21 protein-coding genes are annotated in these 22,666 nt (G+C 33.9%); 15 read left to right on the top strand and 6 right to left on the bottom strand.

From position 1 onward, the window contains the following. Positions 1–152: 152 nt before the first annotated feature. The 11 genes from J3U18_RS11430 (at position 153) to gltP (ending at position 12,344) form a co-directional block, all read left to right on the top strand. Positions 153–713: a YgjV family protein gene (locus J3U18_RS11430; protein ID WP_065561971.1), complete on the top strand. Its 561-nt coding sequence runs from the start codon at positions 153–155 to the stop codon at positions 711–713. Between the two features lie 97 nt (positions 714–810). Continuing rightward, on the top strand, positions 811–1,383 hold the full coding sequence (rppH, locus tag J3U18_RS11425; protein WP_267354166.1) for an RNA pyrophosphohydrolase: 573 nt from the start codon (positions 811–813) through the stop codon (positions 1,381–1,383). Next, complete coding sequence (lgt, locus tag J3U18_RS11420; protein WP_267332364.1) at positions 1,380–2,249, top strand: prolipoprotein diacylglyceryl transferase; 870 nt, start codon at positions 1,380–1,382, stop codon at positions 2,247–2,249. The genes rppH and lgt overlap by 4 nt, the downstream gene beginning before the upstream one ends. Beyond that, a complete protein-coding gene (gene thyA, locus J3U18_RS11415; protein WP_065735010.1) occupies positions 2,246–3,040 on the top strand; it encodes a thymidylate synthase in 795 nt (264 codons plus the stop codon). Before lgt ends, thyA begins: the two co-directional genes overlap by 4 nt. Before the next feature lie 239 nt (positions 3,041–3,279). Further along, positions 3,280–4,224 carry an LpxL/LpxP family Kdo(2)-lipid IV(A) lauroyl/palmitoleoyl acyltransferase gene (lpxL, locus tag J3U18_RS11410; RefSeq protein ID WP_267354164.1) on the top strand — a complete coding sequence of 315 codons (945 nt, stop codon included), beginning with the start codon at positions 3,280–3,282 and terminating at the stop codon, positions 4,222–4,224. 38 nt (positions 4,225–4,262) lie between these two features. Then, positions 4,263–5,345 (top strand): 23S rRNA (cytidine(2498)-2'-O)-methyltransferase RlmM, encoded by a 1,083-nt coding sequence (gene rlmM, locus J3U18_RS11405; protein WP_267354162.1) that lies wholly within the window; start codon positions 4,263–4,265, stop codon positions 5,343–5,345. 20 nt (positions 5,346–5,365) lie between these two features. Continuing rightward, positions 5,366–7,219 (top strand): penicillin-binding protein activator, encoded by a 1,854-nt coding sequence (locus J3U18_RS11400; protein ID WP_267330936.1) that lies wholly within the window; start codon positions 5,366–5,368, stop codon positions 7,217–7,219. Further along, positions 7,182–7,556, top strand: a complete 375-nt coding sequence (locus J3U18_RS11395; protein ID WP_065735146.1) for a YraN family protein — start codon at positions 7,182–7,184, stop codon at positions 7,554–7,556. The genes J3U18_RS11400 and J3U18_RS11395 overlap by 38 nt, the downstream gene beginning before the upstream one ends. 16 nt (positions 7,557–7,572) lie before the next feature. After that, positions 7,573–8,151 (top strand): SIS domain-containing protein, encoded by a 579-nt coding sequence (locus J3U18_RS11390; RefSeq protein WP_065561979.1) that lies wholly within the window; start codon positions 7,573–7,575, stop codon positions 8,149–8,151. A 97-nt stretch (positions 8,152–8,248) separates the two neighbouring features. Then, positions 8,249–10,942, top strand: a complete 2,694-nt coding sequence (gene gyrA, locus J3U18_RS11385) for a DNA topoisomerase (ATP-hydrolyzing) subunit A (protein WP_267354161.1) — start codon at positions 8,249–8,251, stop codon at positions 10,940–10,942. A gap of 91 nt (positions 10,943–11,033) precedes the next feature. Beyond that, positions 11,034–12,344 (top strand): glutamate/aspartate:proton symporter GltP, encoded by a 1,311-nt coding sequence (gene gltP, locus J3U18_RS11380; protein WP_416380419.1) that lies wholly within the window; start codon positions 11,034–11,036, stop codon positions 12,342–12,344. A gap of 122 nt (positions 12,345–12,466) precedes the next feature. Here gltP and rpmG read toward each other — a convergent pair whose 3' ends face one another. Together rpmG and rpmB are read right to left on the bottom strand one after the other, a co-directional pair. Continuing rightward, on the bottom strand, positions 12,467–12,634 hold the full coding sequence (gene rpmG / locus J3U18_RS11375; RefSeq protein ID WP_034884348.1) for a 50S ribosomal protein L33: 168 nt from the start codon (positions 12,632–12,634) through the stop codon (positions 12,467–12,469). Between the two features lie 15 nt (positions 12,635–12,649). Beyond that, a complete protein-coding gene (rpmB, locus tag J3U18_RS11370; protein WP_025314527.1) occupies positions 12,650–12,886 on the bottom strand; it encodes a 50S ribosomal protein L28 in 237 nt (78 codons plus the stop codon). Between the two features lie 382 nt (positions 12,887–13,268). Here rpmB and aroE point away from each other — a divergent pair, with 382 nt between their 5' ends. The 4 genes from aroE (at position 13,269) to argA (ending at position 16,799) form a co-directional block, all read left to right on the top strand. Further along, entirely contained in the window at positions 13,269–14,099 is an 831-nt protein-coding gene (gene aroE / locus J3U18_RS11365) for a shikimate dehydrogenase (RefSeq protein ID WP_267354157.1), read from the top strand. Between the two features lie 133 nt (positions 14,100–14,232). Next, complete coding sequence (locus J3U18_RS11360; RefSeq protein WP_267354155.1) at positions 14,233–14,586, top strand: DUF1870 family protein; 354 nt, start codon at positions 14,233–14,235, stop codon at positions 14,584–14,586. A gap of 201 nt (positions 14,587–14,787) precedes the next feature. Next, entirely contained in the window at positions 14,788–15,303 is a 516-nt protein-coding gene (gene aroL / locus J3U18_RS11355; protein ID WP_065561984.1) for a shikimate kinase AroL, read from the top strand. 167 nt (positions 15,304–15,470) lie between these two features. Then, positions 15,471–16,799, top strand: a complete 1,329-nt coding sequence (argA, locus tag J3U18_RS11350) for an amino-acid N-acetyltransferase (RefSeq protein ID WP_065735021.1) — start codon at positions 15,471–15,473, stop codon at positions 16,797–16,799. Between the two features lie 41 nt (positions 16,800–16,840). Here argA and J3U18_RS11345 read toward each other — a convergent pair whose 3' ends face one another. The 4 genes from J3U18_RS11345 to J3U18_RS11330 all read right to left on the bottom strand — a co-directional run bounded on the left by J3U18_RS11345 (position 16,841) and on the right by J3U18_RS11330 (position 22,601). Next, on the bottom strand, positions 16,841–18,094 hold the full coding sequence (locus tag J3U18_RS11345; protein ID WP_267354153.1) for a PTS ascorbate transporter subunit IIC: 1,254 nt from the start codon (positions 18,092–18,094) through the stop codon (positions 16,841–16,843). A gap of 615 nt (positions 18,095–18,709) precedes the next feature. Beyond that, on the bottom strand, positions 18,710–20,125 hold the full coding sequence (locus tag J3U18_RS11340; RefSeq protein ID WP_267354151.1) for a glycoside hydrolase family 28 protein: 1,416 nt from the start codon (positions 20,123–20,125) through the stop codon (positions 18,710–18,712). 157 nt (positions 20,126–20,282) lie between these two features. After that, positions 20,283–21,254, bottom strand: a complete 972-nt coding sequence (locus tag J3U18_RS11335; RefSeq protein WP_267354149.1) for a sugar-binding transcriptional regulator — start codon at positions 21,252–21,254, stop codon at positions 20,283–20,285. A 102-nt stretch (positions 21,255–21,356) separates the two neighbouring features. Next, positions 21,357–22,601 carry a zinc-binding dehydrogenase gene (locus tag J3U18_RS11330; protein WP_267354147.1) on the bottom strand — a complete coding sequence of 415 codons (1,245 nt, stop codon included), beginning with the start codon at positions 22,599–22,601 and terminating at the stop codon, positions 21,357–21,359. Between the last annotated feature and the right edge of the window lie 65 nt (positions 22,602–22,666).

Here is a 22,666-nt window from a genome sequence, read left to right as displayed (position 1 = left end):
GGGTATTACCCATGTGAGAGTAGGGTGCCGCCAGACTTTTAAATTAGAGCGAAAGCCCAGCAGCAATGCTGGGCTTTTTTGCATTCTACAATTAGTAAAAGTATATTCATGAATCATTTATTATTCAGATCCATTTGTCTAAGGAGTAAACAGTGGATAATTTAAACTTTTTATATCAATTTTTTGGTTCAGATTTTATTGAAAAATACACAACAGTCCCTCAACTAATTGGTATATTAGGTTATCTTGTCGGTGTTAGTGCCTTTTTGCAACGTAATGATAATGCATTCCGATGGCAATTAACGATTGTTAACGTCATTATGACGCTGCATTTTTATTTATTAGGTCCTGAATCCTATCCTGCTGCTATACTCAATATTGTAAATATTTTTAGGAATGTGACTTCTACTTATACTAAGAATTTTTTAGCAATGTTTTTCTTTATTGCATTGATGTGGATATTTTATTTTTTTACAACGCCGGATTGGAAGCAATTCATTAATTATTTCTCGGTTATTGGAACGACATTAGTAACCATTGCGCTATTTCGATTTGAACAACAAAAGATGCGATTACTTATATTATTGAGTAGTGCTTTATGGATCATTTATAGTTTATGGATAGGCTCTTTAGGAAGCCTAGCGATAGAGATTACATTTGCGCTAATTAATATTATTACTATTATTAAATTATCCCAAAAATCTCGCATATAATATTAGATTTAGACGATTAATATCATTTTCCTATTTATTTATTAGTGTATGTATGAAACAATTCAGCTATATAAAAAATAAATTTTTGAGGTAGTCAGTGATCGATAATGATGGCTACCGTCCAAATGTAGGAATCGTTATTTGTAACAGGTATGGTCAAGTACTTTGGGCTCGACGTTATGGGCAAAACTCTTGGCAATTTCCTCAGGGCGGAATAAAACTAAACGAAACACCTGAACAAGCAATGTTTCGTGAACTTAATGAAGAAGTAGGATTACAACCCAAAGATGTAAGAATTTTGTCGGTTACCAATGGCTGGCTAAGGTATAAACTACCTAAACGAATGATTCGTTGGGATAATCAGCCTGTATGTATCGGCCAAAAGCAGAAGTGGTTTTTATTAGAATTAATTTCTGATACATCGGTAATAAACTTAAATATTTCACCAACGCCAGAATTTGATGATTGGAAGTGGGTAAGTTATTGGTATCCTATAAGGCAGGTTATTGCTTTTAAGCGTGATGTATATCGTAAGGCGATGAAAGAGTTTTCTTTGCCTGTTTTAACTATACAATCTGACATAGAAGATCCTATAACAAATCTTTCTAAGAAAAAACGATTTAACTTCTTTACTCATAAACGAAAAAATAAACAGCGTGTTAAAAAATGAATCAATTTTTACAATTCCCCAATTTTGATCCAATTGCTTTTTCAATCGGACCTATTTCCTTACATTGGTACGGTGCAATGTATTTATTTGGCATACTTGGCGCCTTATATTTAGCTAAGCGACGAGCTAACAAACCAAATAGTAATTGGACATCGCAACAAGTTGAAAATTTACTATTCTGGGGATTTTTAGGTCTCTTCATTGGTGGACGATTAGGCTATATATTATTTTATAACTTTGATGCTTTTATTGATGAGCCTGCAATCTTATTTCGAGTTTGGGAAGGAGGAATGTCTTTCCATGGTGGATTGATTGGTGCAATTTGCGTTATTGCTATATTTGCTAAAAAGACCCAAAAAACATTTATGCAAGTAGCCGATTTTGTTGCACCGTTAGTTCCGATCGGTTTGATGTTTGGCCGTTTTGGTAATTTTATCAACGGTGAACTTTGGGGACGTGTAACTAACTCATCAATTGGTATGTTATTTCCGACTTCGACTCATGCCGATTTTATGTTTGTACAATCACATCCCGAATGGTTTTCTTTATATAGCCAATTAAATGGTGTTTTACCAAGACACCCATCACAACTTTATGAAATGGTATTTGAAGGTATAGTCTTATTTATTATCTTGAACCTTTTTATCCGTAAACCACGTCCAACAGGTGCTGTGTCAGGGCTATTTTTGGTTTGCTATGGAATATTCAGATTCATCATAGAGTTCTTCAGACAACCAGATGAACAGTTAGGATTATTTTTGAATTTTATTAGTATGGGGCAAATTCTCTGTCTACCAATGATTATCGGTGGAATTTTGATCCTTTTATATGCATATAGATTTAACAATAAGGTTATCTCAAAATGAAACAATATTTAGCATTAATGCAAAAAATTTTAGATGAGGGAACACCTAAATCAGATCGAACAGGGACAGGTACATTATCGATCTTTGGTCATCAAATGCGATTTAATTTGCAAGATGGCTTTCCGTTGGTAACAACAAAAAAATGTCATTTACGTTCAATTATCTATGAATTGCTTTGGTTTCTTAAAGGTGATACCAATATTAATTATTTAAAAGATAATAAAGTAACGATATGGGATGAATGGGCGGATGAAAATGGTGATCTTGGCCCGGTTTATGGTAAACAATGGCGTGCTTGGGGAGCCGCCGATGGTCGTCAGATAGATCAAATCTCTCAAGTAATTGAACAAATTAAACATGATCCTGATTCAAGACGAATGATCGTGTCTGCATGGAATGTTGGCGAACTTGATCAGATGGCATTAGCGCCATGTCATGCTTTTTTTCAGTTTTATGTTGCTCAAGGTAAACTTTCGTGTCAACTTTATCAGCGTTCATGTGATGTATTTTTAGGATTACCATTTAACATTGCCAGTTATTCGTTAATCGTTCATATGATAGCTCAACAGTGTGATTTAGAAGTCGGTGATTTTGTTTGGACTGGTGGAGACACACATCTTTATTCTAATCATATGGAACAGACCCATTTACAATTAAGTCGTGAGCCGAAACCATTGCCTAAACTGGTTATTAAACGTAAGCCACCTACAATTTTTGATTATGAGTTTGAAGATTTCGAAATTGTTGGCTATGACCCTTATCCTGCAATTAAAGCGCCAGTAGCTATTTAAAATAAAAAAAAGTTGAGGAGCGGCCTTTTTGAGCATATTTCAATTTAATAATTACTAAAAATTATAGAATAGGGATTAATCAATTTAATCCCTAACATCTTTTTTAAAACATTATCTTTACAAAAAAATCTATTAATAAAATGATGTTCCATCATGCTTAATTATTTTATTTTTCTGCCGCTTGATTCAAGATTGGTATATAATAATTCACTTTGTTTAAATTGTTATTTAATCTTAATATGAGTCAAGAAATTCATCCTACTTTTACAAAACGGTTATTACATCCTCGTTACTGGTTAACGTGGTTTGGTATTAGTGTTTTATATCTAATCGTATTGTTGCCATATCCAATAATTTATCAAATAGGAAAAGGCTTAGGATTGCTTTCAATGAAGTTAATCGGTAAGCGTAAAGAAACCGCAAAACAGAACTTGAAACTATGTTTTCCTGAAAAAACCGATCAAGAACGCGATAAAATATTAAGAGATAATTTTATTTCAACTGGACTTGCTATATTTGAAACGGGTATGGCTTGGTTTTGGTCAGATAAAAGACTTGCTAAACACTCTTCAATTGTAGGTGATTCGCATATCACTCGCATACAACAATCTGGACAAGGTGTTCTATTAATTGGGATTCATTTTTTAACGTTAGAGCTAGGTGCACGTATTTTAGGAATGAGTCATCCTGGTGTTGGTGTTTATCGACCAAACGATAATCCGGTTATGGATTATATTCAATTAAAAGGACGTTTAAAATCCAACAAATATATGTTGGATCGCCATAATACTAAAGGCATGATTAGAGCACTAAAAAATGGTGAATTGTTATGGTATGCTCCTGATCATGATTATGGACCTAAAAATAGTGTATTTGCTCCACTTTTTGCTGTCGAAAAAGCCGCAACCACAATAGGGACTCGAATTTTAGTTAAATTAGGCCAACCAGCAATTATACCTTTCACCCCTAAACGTGAAACAAAAGGTCATTATACCGTTTATGTGACTCCTGAACTTAAGGGATATCCTATCGATGATGATGTTCAAGCAGCCATGTTTATGAATAAAGCAATTGAACAAGAAATTCTTAAAGCACCAGAACAATATATGTGGTTGCATCGACGATTTAAAACTCGTCCCAAAGGGGATGCACCTTTATATACTGATAAAGTTCAATCAGATTAATTTAACAAATTCGATTGTGAAAAACGATAAGATACGATATGCAAAAACTAAATAAAATAATTTTGTATTGCCGGCCTGGATTCGAAAAAGAATGTGCGGCAGAAATAACAGATAGGGCCGCACAAAAAGAGATATTTGGATTTGCGAAAGTTAAAGAAAATAGTGGTTATATAATATTTGAATGTTACCAAGATGGTGATGCTCAATTATTGATTAAAGAAATTTCATTTCGAACACTGATTTTTGCCAGACAAATGTTTATTGCAGGTGATTTATTAGATAATTTACCAACAGAAGATCGTATCACTCCTATAATCGAGGCATTATCTGGTATTGTTGATAAAGCAGGTGATTTGCGTGTCGAAGTTGCTGATACGAATGAAGGTAAACAATTAGCAGGATTTTGTCGGAAATTTACAGTTCCTCTTCGACAAGCTTTACGAAATAAGCGCATCCTTTTAAAAGTTCAAAATCCATCACGGCCAGTAATTCATCTATTATTCATTAACAATAATAGTTGTTATGTAGGATATTCCTTAAGTCAAAATAATTCGCCTTTTTATATGGGAATACCAAGATTAAAATTTCCTGCTGATGCCCCAAGCCGTTCCACGTTAAAACTAGAAGAAGCTTTTCATATTTTTATTCCTTATGAAGAGTGGGATGAACGACTAAAAGGTGGTTTAAATGCAGTTGATTTAGGTGCGTGTCCTGGAGGATGGACTTATCAATTAGTCAAAAGAAGCATGATGGTATATGCTATAGATAATGGACCGATGAATGAAAAACTTATGGAGTCAGGGCAAGTTAAACATTATCGTGAAGATGGCTTCAAATTTATACCTAAAAAGCATAATATTTATTGGCTAGTGTGTGATATGGTTGAAAAACCAGCCAAAGTAACAGAATTAATTGCCAAGTGGCTTATTAATGGTTGGTGCCGAGAGACAATTTTTAATCTCAAGTTGCCAATGAAAAAACGTTATGAAGAAGTAAAACAAAATTTACAATTACTAATAAAAGAACTAAATAATAATCAAATCAATGTACAAATTCAGGCTAAGCAGCTTTATCACGATCGTGAGGAAGTTACTGTTCATGTGCAACGAATTTGGGGATGAAAATTTATAAGAGAATGGGTATGAAATTAAAACAATCCTTTTATGCTATTGTTATGTTAGCATTATTTTCGCTTTTAATTGGCTGTAATCTCAGCTTATCGAAAAGTGGTAAATATGATGAGACTAAAGATTCCAATTATTATTTGTCGCAAGCTGAATCAAGTTCAGGAAATGCCAAAATCGATTGGCAATTGTTAGCTGTGCGGGCTTTAATAAATGAGAATAAATTGTCTCAAGCAAACAAATTATTATCTGAGCTTCCTGCGAATCTTAATGCTGAACAACAAAAAGACCAATTATTATCTCAAGGCGAAATAGCGGTCAGAAAAGGACAGCCATTTAATCTTAATCAACTATCTGCTGATAAATTAAATGATTCACAATCATATCGTTATTATTCAATAAAATTAGCTTTAGATCGCAAAGCTAGAAATATAAATGAACAAGCTCATGATTATTTGTCTTTACAAAAATTTGCCCCTGAGAAACATCAAAAGCAGATATTAAATAATACTTGGAAATTCTTTAGCAAACTATCTGCAAGTCAAATAAGCCAAATTTCTGCCCTTGAAAATGAAGTAATATTAAAAGGTTGGATTGATTTAAGTTATACATATAAAAGTAATAATAAAAAAGCATTAGCTCAGTCAGGTGATAGTACTGATGTTGTTGATGCAACAAATAGTAGTCAAAGTGCACAATTAAAACAAGCTATTGAAGATTGGTCATCAAGATATCCAAATCATCCAGCCCAAGAGATTGTTTCGGCGCTAGTAGGTGGCCAAAAGCTTTCAGTTGATAATGTAAATACGAAAACAGTTGCTTTATTATTACCTTTAAATGGTTCTTCTCGTATATTTGGTAATACAATTCGTCAAGGTTATGTTGATGCTGTTAAATTTTATCCACAAGAACCGCAACAAAATGTTGTTGTTTTAGATACCACATCATTACCAATGGAAAGCTTAATTGAACAAGCTCAAGCACAAAATGTTGAATTAATTGTTGGTCCATTGTTGAAAGAAGAAGTCATTAAAATAAAACAGTTAGCACCTTCTATTCCTGTTTTAGCATTAAATAAAGTGGATGATGGTACTGTTTCCTCTAATAAGATGTGTTTCTTCGCATTATCTCCTGAAGATGAAGCAAAAGATGCGGCTGACCATATTTTTGCTCAAAATAAGCAAAAACCACTATTAATTGTTCCACAAACTGATTTAGGTAGACGAGTTGCTAAAAGTTTTGCTAAACAATGGTCACAAATTGCTAATGGTTCTCAAGCTTATGTCCAATATGTCGGTAGTATCGGTACTTTGAGGGGCAATATGAATCATAATAGTGGAATAAGTTTAACTGGCCGTCCAGTCTCTTTTGATGATGGTAGTGCTACAACATCATCAAGTTCCGCTGGTTTTGACGCGATTTATGTTTATGCATCATATGACGAATTAACGTTAATAAAACCAATGCTTGATTTGGGAGCGGGCAAAACTATTGGTAATGGGTCATCATCAGTTACGCTTTATTCTAGTTCTAAAAGCCATGTAGCAAGCGCTTCAAATGATTTTAACTATGATATGAATAAAACTGAGTATGCTGATATTCCATTGATTATTAAGTCATCTGATAGAATGTCTTCCCTTATCCCTGGCAATATTCAAAAAGATTATTCTTTAACTCGATTATACGCTATGGGTATTGATGCATGGAGACTCGCTAATCGTTTCAATCAATTGGATTCTTATCAACCTAATTTTTTAGATGGTATGACCGGTAAATTGTCAACAAGTAATCAATGCGAAGTAACGCGATCACTTTCTTGGCAAGAATATGTTTATGAAGCATCTGATCAGTCCTCACAGCAAAGCGAATAGTAAAAAAATTGGTAAGTATTATGAACAATTAGCTTGCCAATTTTTAACCAAGCAAGGACTTGTATTATTGGAACAAAATAGCCTATACCAAATTGGTGAAATTGATTTAATTATGCGAGACAAAACCTGCTTGGTCTTTATTGAAGTTAGATATCGAAAAAATGCCCATTTTGGTGAAGCTGAAATGACAATATCGTTTAATAAACAATCTAAAATTAAACAAGCTGCACAACTTTGGATGTTAGAGAATAACTTTAATATTGAAGAAACAGAGTTTAGATTTGATGTTTTTGCCATAACGGGCAAAGATCAAAAATGGATAGTTAATGCGTTTTAATGGTTAGGTGAAAAACGTGCAAGATTTAATAAAAAATTATTTTACTGAAAGTATTCAAACTCAAATAGTGATGGCGGAATCACTAGGCTCTTCAATTGAAAAAGCAGCTAATATTATTGTTGGTGGATTACTTAATGGTAATAAAATTATGGGATGTGGTAATGGGGCTGCGGCAGCGAATGTACAAAGCTTTACTTCACGCTTAATTACAAGTCTTGACATTGAAAGGCCAAGTATTCCTGCTATTGCTTTAGTTTCGGATAATGTTTTGTTAAGTGCGATATCAAATCATGAAGAGATATATGCGCGGCAAATTCAAGCTTTAGGGCAACAAGGTGATATTTTGATTATATCCACTTGTGAAGGTAATAGTCGCTCAATTATTCGTGCCGTCCAAGAAGCTGTGATAAAAGATATGAAAATTGTTGCATTAACCGCATTTGATGGCGGTGAAGTAATCGGATTGCTTGGTCAGAATGATATTGAAATCAGAATTCCATCTTACAAAAAGGTGATGGCCTACGAAATGCACACAATGATTTTGAACTGTTTATGCCAATTAATTGAAAATACTTTGTTTATTCATACAGAATAAGTTGAAATAAAAACAGTTTAGTTCTGCATTAATAGCTATTTTTGTGCTATAATTATAAGCTATTTTAAGATTTAAATTAATAAGAGAACATGGTGTTATGACCGAACTAGCCAAAGAAATAACTCCCGTCAATATTGAAGACGAATTAAAATCCTCTTATCTTGATTATGCAATGTCTGTTATCGTCGGGCGTGCTTTGCCTGATGTACGTGACGGACTAAAACCCGTCCACAGACGAGTTTTATTTGCTATGCATGAAGCTGGATACGACTGGAATAAACCTTACCGAAAATCTGCTCGTGTTGTCGGGGATGTAATCGGTAAATATCATCCACATGGTGATTCTGCTGTTTATGACACTATCGTTCGTATGGCACAACCATTCTCATTACGTTATATGCTTGTTGATGGTCAAGGTAACTTTGGTTCTGTTGACGGCGACTCTGCTGCTGCAATGCGTTATACCGAAATTCGTATGCAAAAATTTGCAGGTGCATTGTTGACAGATCTTGATAAAGAAACCGTAGACTTCTCGCCAAACTATGATGGATCAGAAATGATCCCTGATGTCCTTCCAACTCGAATTCCTAATTTACTCATTAACGGTTCATCGGGTATTGCAGTTGGTATGGCAACTAATATTCCTCCTCATAATTTAGCTGAAGTGATTAATGGCTGCTTGGCATTCATTGAAGATGAAAATATCTCTGTCGATGGTTTAATGGAGTATATTAAAGGTCCAGATTTTCCTACCGCAGCATTAATTAATGGGCGTAAAGGTATTGAAAATGCCTATCGAACTGGTCGTGGTATCATTTATATTCGTTCTAAAGCAACGGTTGAAGTTGATGATCACACTGGTCGTGAAACGATTATTGTTAATGAAATTCCTTATCAAGTTAATAAGAAAAAATTAATCGAGAAGATTGCAGAGTTAGTCAAAGATAAAAAAATTGAAGGCATTTCAGCACTGCGCGATGAATCAGACAAAGATGGTATGCGTATTGTTATTGAGATTAAACGCGATGCCGTTGGTGAAGTTGTTCTAAATAATCTTTTTTCATTAACTCAACTACAAGTTTCTTTTGGTATTAATATGGTGGCTTTACATAAAGGCCAACCAAAACTATTAAAATTAAGAGAAATGATCGAAGCGTTTGTTCTTCACCGCCGTGAAGTGGTAACGCGTCGAACTATTTATGAACTTCGTAAAGCTCGTGAACGTGCGCATGTATTGGAAGGTTTAGCTATTGCATTAGCTAATATAGATCCTGTAATTGAATTAATCCGTGCCGCGGCTACGCCTTCGGAAGCTAAAGCTAAACTATTATCGCAAGCTTGGCAACTAGGTAATGTTGCTGCAATGCTTGAAAAAGCTGGTAATGATGCTGCTCGACCGGAAGATTTAGCGCCAGAGTTTGGTATTCGAGATGGCCATTATTATCTTTCAGAAGCTCAAGCTCAAGCTATCTTAGATCTTCGTTTACATCGATTAACCGGACTTGAACACGAAAAAATTCTTGATGAATATAAAGAGTTATTAATTCAAATTAGTGGTTTACTCCATATTCTTGCAAGCCCTGAAAGATTAATGGAAGTTATTCGTGAAGAGCTTGAAGCGGTTCGCGATCAATTCCAAGATGCAAGAAGAACAGAAATTACTGCAAGCAGCGCTGATATCAATATTGAAGATTTAATCGCTCAGGAAGATGTTGTAGTTACACTTTCTCATCAAGGTTATGTGAAATATCAACCGCTATCTGATTATGAAGCGCAACGTCGAGGTGGTAAAGGTAAATCGGCAACAAAAATTAAAGAAGAAGATTTTGTTGAGAAGTTATTAGTTGCGAATACTCACGATACTATACTTTGTTTCTCTAGCCGTGGCCGTTTATATTGGATGAAAGTGTATCAATTACCAGAAGCCAGCCGAGGTTCTCGAGGTCGTCCAATTATTAATTTATTACCGCTAGAAGCTGATGAACGCATTACAGCAATTCTACCTGTTCGTGAATTTGATGATGAACATTGTGTATTCATGGCAACAGCACAAGGTACTGTTAAGAAAACCTCTCTAATTGAATTTAGTCGTCCTCGAAGCGGTGGCATAATTGCGATTAACTTACGTGATGATGATGAACTTATTGGTGTTGATTTAACAAGTAATGAAACATCTGATATCGTTGATGATGAAGAACTAAACGATGATGTGGTTGTTGAAGAGACAGATGGTGATGATGAAGTCTCTCAAATTTCTAATACCGAAGACATTATGTTATTCTCTGCTAATGGTAAAGTGGTTCGATTCCCAGCGAATAAAGTTCGTTGCATGGGACGAACAGCGACAGGTGTTCGAGGTATTAAATTAGAAGGTGATGATAAAGTTGTATCACTAATTGTTCCTCGAGGAAATGGTGCAATCTTAACTGCAACTCAAAATGGTTATGGAAAACGTACTGAACAAGAATTATATCCAACTAAATCACGCGCTACAAAAGGGGTTATCTCTATTAAAGTGAGTGAACGAAACGGTGCAGTAGTTGGTGCAGTACAAGTTGAAGAAACTGACCAAATCATGCTTATTACTGATGCGGGTACCTTAGTACGTACTCGTGTATCTGAAGTAAGCATTGTTGGTCGAAACACTCAAGGGGTAACCTTAATTCGAACAGCCGAAAACGAAAAAGTGGTCGGATTACAACGAATTGCTGAAACGGAAGATGATGATGAATCGGAATTGTCCCAAGAGGCTTATGATAGTGATGATTCCGCTCAAGAATCCGAAGAATAATTTTTAATTATAAAAAAGGATTAGCCACACAGACTAATCCTTTTTTGTTTTCGAAAACCACGACAAGGAATAGAATTACATGTCTTTCTCTATAAAAAAAGTTGTAACTAATCTTGCTTGGCAAATTTTAATTGCCTTGGTCTTAGGTGTAGTGGCAGGTGCTTTTCTATATGAATTAACTGATCCTAATCATGAATTACATTCATATTATCAATTTGCAATTGTTAATATTTTCCAACCAGCAGGTGATATCTTTATCCGCTTAATTAAGATGATTGTATTACCAATTATTCTTAGTACTTTAACGTTAGGTATAGCAGGCATTGGTGGTTCAAAACGTTTAGGAATGCTTGGTTTTAAAACTATTCTTTATTTTGAAATTATTACCACTATTGCCATTTTATTAGGTCTTTTTTGGGGAAATTTCTTTGCACCTGGCGCGGGAATTGATTCTTCAACGTTAGCCTCAGCAGATATTAGTAAATATACTAAAGCAGCTGAAGAACTTAGCGGTAAACCTCACGGTTTAATTGTTATGATTTTAGACATGATTCCAGCTAATATCTTTAAAGCAATGTCTGATGGTGCAGTTTTACCTGTTATCTTCTTCTGTGTCTTTTTTGGCTTAGGCTTAATGTCGCTACCGGATAAACAGCGTGATCCATTTTTATTCTTGTTAAAAGTGGTATCAGATACAATGTTTAAAGTCACTAATATGATTATGCGTTACGCACCTATTGGGGTATTTGCATTAATCACGGTAACTGTTGCCAAATATGGATTCGCTTCATTATTGCCATTACTGAAATTGATTTTAACCGTTTATTCAGCAATGATTATATTTACTTTGGTCATATTAGGTTTAGTTTGTAAATTATGCCGATTTAATATTTTTACCTTATTAAAAATATTGAAAGAAGAACTCGTCATTGCGTTTTCAACTGCAAGCTCTGAAACAGCTTTGCCTAAGATCATTGAAAAAATGGAAGCTTATGGTGCACCGAAAGCAATTACGAGTTTTGTTATTCCTACTGGATATTCATTTAATCTTGATGGTTCAACATTATATCAAAGTATAACTGTTATTTTTCTCGCGCAATTATGTGGTATGGAATTAAGCATTCTAAATCAAATTATCATCGTTATAACATTGATGATAGCGTCAAAAGGGATTGCTGGTGTACCAGGTGCCTCAATTTTGGTACTTTCTGCGACTTTGGGCAGTATTGATATACCGCTTGATTATATTGGCTATATCATGGGAGTTGAGCGTATATTAGACATGGGACGCACTGTGGTTAATGTGGTTGGTAATGCCTTAGCAGCTATTGTTATTGCACGCTGGGAACATGCTTTTGATGATAAAAAAGCAAGAGCATATGAGCAAGAATATTTAAAATAAGACATCATTTAATTTATAAGGCTTCAGTTGAAACTGGAGCTTTTTTATTAATTTAATCTAATTATCACAATCATAGATATAAAAAAACCCAGCTAAGCTGGGTTTTTTATTTAAAAGTAAAATTATTTAATTTTAGCTTCTTTATAAACAACGTGCTGACGAACAACAGGATCGTATTTTTTGATCTCCATTTTTTCAGGCATTGTTCTTTTATTTTTGCTAGTGGTATAAAAATGACCGGTACCAGCAGAAGAAACTAATCTAATTTTCTCACGTACACCTTTAGCCATGATATGGTTTCCTTATTAGTACTTTTCACCACGGGCACGAAGTTCAGCTAAAACTGCATCAATACCCTTTTTATCGATAGTTCGCATACCTTTAGCAGATATACGTAATTTTACAAAACGTTTTTCACTCTCAACCCAAAAACGGTGAGTTTGAAGATTTGGTAGAAAACGACGTTTAGTAGCATTCATCGCATGAGAACGATTATTTCCCACTAAAGGACCTTTTCCTGTTACTTGGCATACTCGTGACATGTCAATAATTCTCCGAAATTTCTATGCTTAAGCCTTGGGCGTAATATGTTAATGGAATTAACCTCGTCAGGCTTTTAGTTTGCTGCAGTTCTATTTGAGAAGCAGTCTAACCTCTCACACTACACCCATAATAATGAGGTAGCGAAGTATACGCTTTTACAGGTAAATTCTCAAGCATTATCTTATCTAAGCTTAAAAATAAGTTTTTAATTGAAAAAGATTAATAATTCTAAATTGATTATGATGACGAAATAATTATCTCATAATTTAGATTGTTTTTGTTCAATATAAAACGATTTAATCTTATAATAATTGTGTTTTAATACTATGGATTTTAAATTTCATCTATTAGTCTGAATTTATTTACTTTCAAGGAGATAGTATGAGTCAGTTTACGCCATATAGCATCTATGGCATTATCGGTTATCCTTTGGGGCATAGTATGAGCCCACTTATTCATACTACATCTTTCCAAGATTATGGTATTCCTGCCGTACTTGTACCTTTTCCTACACCACCAGAGGAAATTGCGACACTTTTTAAATCAGTACGATTACTAAATATCCGTGGTTTGTGCGTTACGATCCCTCACAAACAAACTATTATTCCTTATTTAGATGAAGTCACTGATCATGTTAAAAAAGCGGGTGCAGCTAATTTAGTTTATTGGGATGGTGATAAGCTTTGTGGCGATAACACCGATATTATTGGTTTTATGCAACCACTAGCGCAAAAAAAATTACCAGCTGAATATAAAAAAGTGTTAATACTTGGGGCGGGCGGTGCAGCACGTGCGGCGGTTGTTGGATTACAAGATCTTGGATATAGTGATATAACAGTTACCGATATTGTCACTGATTTACCCGAAGCATTAGCTAAAGAATTTAATCTTAAAACGGTAGCGTGGTCGGATAGAGATAAAGTTGAAGCACAAATTATTGTCAACTCTACTCCATTAGGTATGCAAGGTAAATTTGAAGATCAAACGCCTTATGAACAAGCATGGTTTAAAGGTAAAGGCATAGCTTACGATATTGTGTACACACCATATAACACGAAGTTTAGACAAGAAGCTGAAAAAGCAGGATGGGAATCGATTTCTGGACGTGAGATGTTTATTGGTCAAGCAAATGCTCAATTTAAAATTTGGACAGGAAAAGAGCTTTCAGATAGAGCAAAACAAGCTGTGATTGATGCTTTATCAGGTAAATAAAAGCTAAAAATTAACCATCTCATTCAATTGGGATGGTGACTGAATATTTAATCTTCATCTTAAAAATTTATTAAATCGGCTAAGATTGTTAAAGTGATTAATAAATTTAAAATGTGATTAAAAAGGAGTATTTATGACTAATTTAGAGTTACAAGCATTTCGCCGTTTTCTGATGCTAAAAGTATCAGAGGCAAGTGAGTATATCGGTAAAACGGACGTAAAAACTTGGCATGATTGGGAAAACGGAGTTTTACCTGTACCTGAAAATGTCGCAACTACAATGAAAGAATTAAAAAATATTCGTAGTGAAAAAATAAAACTGATTATCAATAGTATTAATGATCGTGTTGGAAGTAATACCATTCGATATTTCATGACATACCAAGAGTTTAAAAAAGTGAATCCTGAATTAGATGTGATTCAATGGCGATTGCATCAATCGATTGCTACTGAACTTTATTTTAGAGGTTTAGAAAAGTTGTGTTGATTGTTATGCTCAACACTAGATTATGTTTAAAGAATGCTAGGTAAATTGCATTAAATTATTTACACTTTTTTGGATATTATTATTCATTAAATCATATGGATAATAAAATCAAATTGTAAAAAAATATTGCAAAAATAAAAATGAATCACTAGCATACATAAATAACTTATTTTAAGATCTGTATATCAAGAAGGGCCCAAAATGAAAAAAATAATTTTTTTAGTTGGCGCAAGAGCTGCTGGCAAAACAACAATGGGTAAAATGTTAGCCAAAGAGTTATCATTTTCTTTTATCGATACAGATTGTCATTTACTTGAAACCACGCAAAAAACGGTTGCTGAGATTGTAGAAAAAGAAGGTTGGGAAGGTTTTCGTGCTAGAGAAAGCCAAGTCCTTATTGATACCGCTAAGCCAAATCGCGTTATTGCAACTGGTGGCGGTATGGTATTAGCTGAGAAAAATCGACAGTTTATGAAGCAAAATGGTGTCGTCATATTTCTATCTGCACCTGCTGAAATATTAGCAGCTCGTTTGATGAAAGATCCTAATATTGCTCAACGACCATCATTAACGGGTTTATCAATTTCTGACGAAATGGAGAAAGTTCTTGCTGAACGTTTACCTTTATATCATGATGCTGCTCATCATATTGTAGATGTTGATCAAGATGAAAATTTAATTCTAAATCAAATGATTGAAAAACTGAAAAATCATTAACTCTACTTCTTTCATTATCTTCCATTAACTATTCGCTAAGCTATTTTTATAAATTAGTTTTTATCTATTTTATGTTCTTGAATTTTTCAAAAAAGACTTGCCATTGGATAAAAAATAAATAAAAATACAAAAAACATGAATAAATATTCATTTTGAATGGTGGTGCGATGAAAGAAAGAACAACTGAACTCGTTGATGGTTTAAGGCATTCAGTACCTTATATTAATGCACATCAAGGCAAAACATTCGTTATTTTATTAACTGGTGCAGTTTTAAAAAGTAATAATTATGCAAGTATCATTAGTGACATTGGTTTATTACATAGCTTGGGTATTAAACTGGTCATTGTTAATGGTGCGCGTAACCAAATAGATGAATCACTGAAAAATCATAATATTAAACCTAAATACCATAAAAATACTCGGATCACTGATGGCCCAACTCTAGATGTAGTTAAACAGGTAACAGGGTTATTACAACTTAATATTACCGCCAGCTTATCAATGAGCTTAAATAATACACCTTTGCAAGGCGCACATATTAATGTGGTTAGTGGTAATTTTGTTATAGCACAACCATTAGGTGTTGATGATGGTGTAGATTATTGCCATACAGGTAAAATACGTCGAATTAATAACGAAGCAATAGATGAGCAATTAAATCGTGGTTCGATTGTACTATTAGGTCCTGTAGGTGTGTCAGTTACAGGTGAAAGTTTTAATTTATCGTCAGAAGATGTTGCAGCCGAAGTAGCTATTCGACTTAAAGCCGATAAACTAATCAGTTTTTGTGCAGAACAAGGTGTACTTGATGAACAAAATCATGTAATAACTGATCTGTTCCCAGTGGATGCTGATAATTATGTTAATCGCAAAGAAGAATGTGGTAAACACCTATCTAGTGAGGCTCGTTTTTTGCGTGCGGCATCCAAAGCATGTCGTAATGGCGTCCGTCGTAGCCATTTAGTTAGCTATTTAGTAGATGGCTCTATTTTGCAAGAACTGTTTTCTCGTGATGGTATTGGTACACAAGTTGCTATGGAACATTCAGAGCAAGTTCGCTTGGCAACAATCAATGATATAGGTGGAATATTGGAGCTGATTCGACCACTTGAAGAGCAGGGTATCTTAGTTAAACGTTCACGAGAACAATTAGAGATGGAAATTGATAAATTCACTATTATTGAACGTGATAATATGACAATTGGCTGTGCTGCGCTTTACCCTTATCCAGAAGAAAAAATGGGTGAAATGGCTTGTTTGGCGATTCATCCACAATATAGAAACTCATCACGCGGTGATTTATTATTAGAAAAAATTTCAGAAAGTGCTAATAATTTAGGATTAGAAAAAATCTTTGTGCTTACCACTCGAAGCATTCATTGGTTTCGTGAAAAAGGTTTTAATCCAGCTGAAGTGGATGATCTACCGATTAAAAAGAAACAACTCTATAATTATCAAAGAAATTCAAAAATATTAATGTTTGATTTAATTTAAATTTATCGAGAAAAAGTCCGTTATAGCAACGGACTTTTTGATTAACTAAATAGCTTAACAATAAATTCAGTGATTAACGATAAGGATGTGAAATCAGGATCAGCAAAGGTTACACCTTCAACACCTAAAAATTTGAAGAGAGGTAATGCGAGGGCTGGCAACACACATAAAAGTAAACCATTAACGAAAGAGGCAATAACCGCTCCTCTTGCTCCACCTGTTGAGTTACCAAATATTGCTGCTGTTCCACCAGTGATGAAGCTTGCCATAATTCCGGGAATGATAATAGGTAAACCAATAAAAGGGAAAACGACCACACAAGCTATTTCAGTAAAGAAACTCACAATAAAACCAACTAATACACAATTTGGTGCTTTATCAAATAACACCATTGGATCGACCGCCGGCACACAACCAGGTGCGACAACTTGGGCAAATCCTTTAAAAGCTGGGATGATTTCTTCAGTAAAAATAGCGACCCCTTTTTTGGCAATATAGAGTCCTCCGGCAAAAATAGCTGATTGTTCCAACGCAAAAATAATAAACGTATTGTTTTTAAGTATCTCATTCAAATACTCAGCGGATGAAAAAGCACCGGATAAGCATAGTAAAACAAACATGGTAATAAAAGTCGCAACATCTGATTGCCTTAAAAAGCTAAAACGATCATTTATTTTAATCTTTTCGATATCATTTTTTTTATTTCCTAGCCATTTACCTAAATAGGAACCTAATAAGTATGAAACTGTACCAGCATGGGCAATACAATAATCATTATTCCCTATTATTGTACGGCTAAATTTAGAGAGTAAAGTTGGAAATATCGCCATATAAAGGCCAATAATCATTGCGCCAGTTGCAACAATGATATAGCCATTATAGCCCATACCTTGTAAAACTGCGGTAAATGAAAATGCCATGAATAGCACTAAATGCAATGATAAATAAATCGATTTAAAGCGGGTAAATCTTGCTAATAGTAGATTAATTATCATCGCAAAAAAGAGGATAAAGGCGGCACTAGTACCAAGTGATTCCATCGTCAATGCGGTAATGGCTTCATTACTTGGTACGACCCCATGCATTCCAAATGCATGAGTAAACATGTTACTGAACATAATTAACACGCCACCTAAGATTTTTCCACCCGTTTTAATTAACACAAAACCAATAAATGAAAGTAGGGTGCCAGTAATAATTTTAGAAAGTTTTGCTCTCTGTAGTACCAATCCTATGAACGCAACTAATGCAATAATGATAGCAGGCTGACCAAATATATTTAGAAAAAGATCCATGTTTTTGCTCCAATTTTAATAACAAAACTAAAGATCATTATAATTAAAACAGCGTTCCAAATTGTGTTTTGGATCACAAATTAACAAATGAAATATGTAAATAATCAATTGGTAGCAAATTATTGATCTTGATTATGGAACATTAATTAAACTTTTTAGTTGATGATTTTCTGGGTTGATTGACGTTTATTTGTAAAAATAATTGAGGAGTCTATACCATTTCATTAAGTTTTGAGTTCTATATTCAATTACTTAATTTACATTGAACGGATAAAAATCATTTTAGAGGCGAGCTTTTAAAGTCAAAACGATTAATGAGAGATCACGTTGTGGTAAAAAGAAACATTAAAAAACAGCATAATGAACAAAAGCGTGATATCTTGCTTGCGCTTAGTCGGTATTGATTTCACGGAAATTAATGATAGATAATGCACTTTTTAGCGAAGATCAATGAAATATTCTGTAGTTCTTCAAGTAAATTTAATAAGACTATTTATTGCGTTAATTTTGAGTCAGAAAAATAAGCGTTACCTGTTTTGTTTGTCGGTTTGACAGTTTCAATTGGTAACGCTCTAGTTTGTGAATTTTTTATTAGCTCAAATCTGAGCCACCAAATTAATATTGATGAGTAATATGACTTCCTTTTTCTTTAATAATATCTGATCCTTTTTCTACATTAATTTTAGTGTGGCTAAACTCAACTGATGCGTTACGAATTTTAAAACCGTTTTCCGCTTCAATATTGATGTTTGAAAATCTAATATTATTGAATGGTTTTTCTGGTGTTCCAATAATAAAACCAGCGTAATTACTTTTACCTTTTACAGTAAGATTATTGAAGCTAATGTTATTGAAGTATGGGGTTTGTTTATGCTCTTTTGGTTGTTCAGTATCCGCAGGATAAATCTGATCGCCTAACATAAATCCACCAGCAAATTCACCTTCTTGCAACGCTTTAATTTTTGCATCTTTTGTTGTTGGGCCGCCTTTATAATAAGCTGACAAAACAATTGGCGTTTTTACATTGACCATTGTTGTATTGTTATACTCAATATCTTTAACTTCACCACCTTTGCCTCTTGGCGATTTGATTCGAATACCATACATCGCATCGGTAAAGGTATTATTTTCTGCAAGTAAATTGCTCACACCGCCATATGTTTCTGAACCAATAGATAATCCACGACCGAGCATAAAGTTATTATCTGCAATATAAAAATCATGGCTAAGGTTGTTTACTGTTGATTTAATGGCAACATGGTCATCACCCACACTTATTGTGTTTTTTGTAATACTGACTCTTCTACTATCCATTGGATCAATGGCATCCGTGTTTTGCCACCAAGCTGGAGCGGATATTGTTGTTTTATTAATTGTAATATCTTCCACATTTTTAAAAACAATATGAAAACTTGGCGAATTTTGTATTGTGACGCCTTCAACTAAAATATTGTTAGCGTTTTTAAATAAAAGTAGACGTGGGCGATTTGTTGGTCCCTTTTTTCCGGCTTGACGAGTCTCGGCGCGGTATTTTTCTAAAAGCGTTGAACCTTGTCCATCAATAATTCCTTCACCGGTGATAGCAATATTTTTCTCTTCTGCTATATTAATAAACCCAATCCATTGTTTTGTTAGTGGTAATGATTCATCTGATGATGACCATTTTTTTTGTTCTTCTGAAGGATGATATGCACTTTCCTCTGCTGAAGCTTGTACTACCGCCCCTTTTTCTAAATGAAATTCAATATTACTTTTTAAAAATAGCGGTTCAGATAGGTAATAACCCGCAGGAACAATAACTTTACCACCGCCATTTTGCGCACAATCATTAATAGCGGTTTGAAATGCTTTTGTATCATACCAAATACCTGTTGCTTCAGCGCCATAATCTCTGACATTACATTGTTTATTAGGAATATTAAGTTTGTCCAAAGTAACTGGAACAAATGGTGGTGAAGCTATCACAGCGAAACTGGCGGTAAGCGTGAGTAAACTAATAGATAATCCATTTTTTATAATTAAACGATACATGTTTTTTCCTTAATGAAGAATAAAAAAGATGAAGTATAAAAATGATTATCTAGGTTAATAGTCTAAGAATCTGTTAATAGAGTCACAAATTTAAAAAATAATTTATAAAAATTGAAATGACGTTTTAATTTACGCAAGTGTCGGCTTTTTTATGAGATCAATTAACTAATTGATTTGCCATTTCATCACTAATGACTAATACATCAATATAATTTGCATTTAATGCAGCGATTAAACTGTTAAGTTTTTCAGCGTCGCCACTTGCACATATTTTTAGAGGGATTTTTTTTAAATTTTCTAACGTCACGCCAATAATTTGATCATGGAATGGTGTTTGTAATTCTTTACCATTTTTGTCGTAAAATCGCGATAAAATGTCGCCGACAATTTTTCTGTTAGTAATTTTTTGAAAAAGTTCACCATAAAAACCATACCAAATTGAGCTTTTGGATATAGCTGGACAACCAATACTAAATAAAGCAATTGTGATCTTATTCCACCAATCATTGAGTTCTTTCATGTGCTGAGTTTTTTCAATTTCAGTTTTTAAATTAGCGGTATCAACGATAGCGGGGTAATCAATTAATATTGCTTTACTTTTAAGTTTATCGGAAAGTTTACAAGCTATATTATTTACGTGGTATTTTGTTTCGATCTTGCCAGAAGGGCCACCAATCATTGGTACGATGGTAACATTTTCAAATGTAGCATTATCATTTTTTAGACTATTCACAATATAATTGATCGAGCGTCCCCAGGACACACCAATCACATCATTATCGGTAATATTTTTGAGTAGGACACTTGCTGCCACATTACAAACAATCTGATTTTTACTTTCATTGTCTATATCAGTGTTGACGGGTACAACAATGACTTGTTTTAAATGATATTTATTACAAATTTTTTCTTCTAACGCTATATCAGGTAACAGATTATAATTAATCGAAATTGAAACAATGCCTAGCTCGCGTATTGTTTTTAACATTCGACTAATGCTTGAACGATGTATGTTAACTATTTTTGCTATTTCGGACTGTGTTTTATTCTCTTCATAATACAATTGAGCAATCTTAATTAACATCTTATGCTGTTCAAACTCGTCGTTGCTAAAATTTTGATTAATCATAGTAGCGTTATCTTATTATCTTTAGTTATTAAAAAACTCCATATTTTTATTCAAATCAAGATGTCACAAATAAATGTCATCTTGATTTGAATAGAGTATAAATCAAGAATCAATATCAGGAAAATAATTTAAAACATAATCTTCAGCTTCTTTTGACCAAATACCATTATTTTTAGAGAGTATTTTTTGTAAAGTAATATCATCCGCATTTTTATCTAATGATTCTATGCATTTAAGATCAAACTTTTTGTGGGTATAAACTAATTTTTTTCCACCTTTAATCTGATCCTGTATTTGAGTGACTTTACTTGCTTGGTCTATACCCATAATATGAGTTACGATTTTTGCCACATCTACCGAACCTGATTCGATTAGTTTCACCGCTTCTCGCATATCATTAGTATTACCGCCTGAAGTGCCAACGATATGGGTAAAGTTATAATGAACATCGTAGAAATTAATTTCAGCCGAAAAGTTTTTATCTTGGGGTCCAGCAAAAAAGTTAAGGCAACCGTCAATCGCTAATAGTTGAGAGGCGAGTTGAATTAACTCTTGAGAAGGTAAGAAAACAAAAACATCATCAAAACTTCCTGTGGTGGATTTATCTTTTAATAATTTCGCTTGATCATCGACATTAGAAATATCCACAAATTCTAATTCAATACCATTACGAGATTGATAAAGGGTTTTTAGATGTTCTATTTTCTCTTTGCTACGACCAGTTACGACAACCTTTTTAGGTGCGATGGGTCCCCCTAATGCATAATCTATTGCTAGCATACCCATAGGGCCCGTACCACCTAAAATAATCAGATTACCATTAGGCTTTATGCCCATAATATGTTCATAACTATTTGGCTTTAAATGAAAATTAGCATTGAATGCCCCAATGATACACGACAATGGTTCAATTAATGCACCTTCGAAATAAGTTTGTCCATCATAAGGAATCAAACAGTCTTGTTTTAGTACATCATGGTTAATTATCATGTAAGTTGCACAACCACCAGTATAAGGATAAGAATAACCTACGCAATATGGGCTATCAGAAAGTTGTAAATTGGCCTGAACGACATATTTTTGTCCTGGTTTGAATTTATGTTGCCATTTTTTTCCAACTTTTATAATTTCGCCGCAGCACTCGTGCCCAATAATAATGGGGTTATTTTTTAAGTCGGGTGGCGTTTTCTTATGATTTTCACCTTGATTGACTAATTTTAATGAAGACATACACATACTATCTACAATGACTGTAACTAGAATTTCATCATCAGTAATTTCAGGAAGTTGAAATGACTCCAATCGCAAATCATTTTTTCCATACAGTCTAACTGCTTGAGTTTTCATATATTCCTCTAATTCTCTAATTTGGTTAAATTTATTTAGGAAAAGGTTTAAAGCGTTTTTATTTC

The organism is Gilliamella sp. B3482 (assembly GCF_026536805.1).
Taxonomy (GTDB): Bacteria; Pseudomonadota; Gammaproteobacteria; order Enterobacterales; family Orbaceae; genus Gilliamella; species Gilliamella apicola_E.
This window is presented reverse-complemented; position numbering and strand designations above follow the sequence as displayed.

Bases quoted from the DNA above. Each gene is read 5' to 3' on its own strand.
- lgt (WP_267332364.1), top strand. From the start codon at position 1,380: ATGAATCAATTTTTACAATTCCCCAATTTTGATCCAATTGCTTTTTCA.
- thyA (WP_065735010.1), top strand. From the start codon at position 2,246: ATGAAACAATATTTAGCATTAATGCAAAAAATTTTAGATGAGGGAACA.
- lpxL (WP_267354164.1), top strand. From the start codon at position 3,280: ATGAGTCAAGAAATTCATCCTACTTTTACAAAACGGTTATTACATCCT.
- rlmM (WP_267354162.1), top strand. From the start codon at position 4,263: ATGCAAAAACTAAATAAAATAATTTTGTATTGCCGGCCTGGATTCGAA.
- J3U18_RS11400 (WP_267330936.1), top strand. From the start codon at position 5,366: ATGAAATTAAAACAATCCTTTTATGCTATTGTTATGTTAGCATTATTT.
- J3U18_RS11395 (WP_065735146.1), top strand. From the start codon at position 7,182: ATGAAGCATCTGATCAGTCCTCACAGCAAAGCGAATAGTAAAAAAATT.
- gyrA (WP_267354161.1), top strand. From the start codon at position 8,249: ATGACCGAACTAGCCAAAGAAATAACTCCCGTCAATATTGAAGACGAA.
- rpmG (WP_034884348.1), bottom strand. From the start codon at position 12,634: ATGGCTAAAGGTGTACGTGAGAAAATTAGATTAGTTTCTTCTGCTGGT.
- rpmB (WP_025314527.1), bottom strand. From the start codon at position 12,886: ATGTCACGAGTATGCCAAGTAACAGGAAAAGGTCCTTTAGTGGGAAAT.
- aroE (WP_267354157.1), top strand. From the start codon at position 13,269: ATGAGTCAGTTTACGCCATATAGCATCTATGGCATTATCGGTTATCCT.
- J3U18_RS11360 (WP_267354155.1), top strand. From the start codon at position 14,233: ATGACTAATTTAGAGTTACAAGCATTTCGCCGTTTTCTGATGCTAAAA.
- aroL (WP_065561984.1), top strand. From the start codon at position 14,788: ATGAAAAAAATAATTTTTTTAGTTGGCGCAAGAGCTGCTGGCAAAACA.
- argA (WP_065735021.1), top strand. From the start codon at position 15,471: ATGAAAGAAAGAACAACTGAACTCGTTGATGGTTTAAGGCATTCAGTA.
- J3U18_RS11345 (WP_267354153.1), bottom strand. From the start codon at position 18,094: ATGGATCTTTTTCTAAATATATTTGGTCAGCCTGCTATCATTATTGCA.
- J3U18_RS11340 (WP_267354151.1), bottom strand. From the start codon at position 20,125: ATGTATCGTTTAATTATAAAAAATGGATTATCTATTAGTTTACTCACG.
- J3U18_RS11335 (WP_267354149.1), bottom strand. From the start codon at position 21,254: ATGATTAATCAAAATTTTAGCAACGACGAGTTTGAACAGCATAAGATG.
- J3U18_RS11330 (WP_267354147.1), bottom strand. From the start codon at position 22,601: ATGAAAACTCAAGCAGTTAGACTGTATGGAAAAAATGATTTGCGATTG.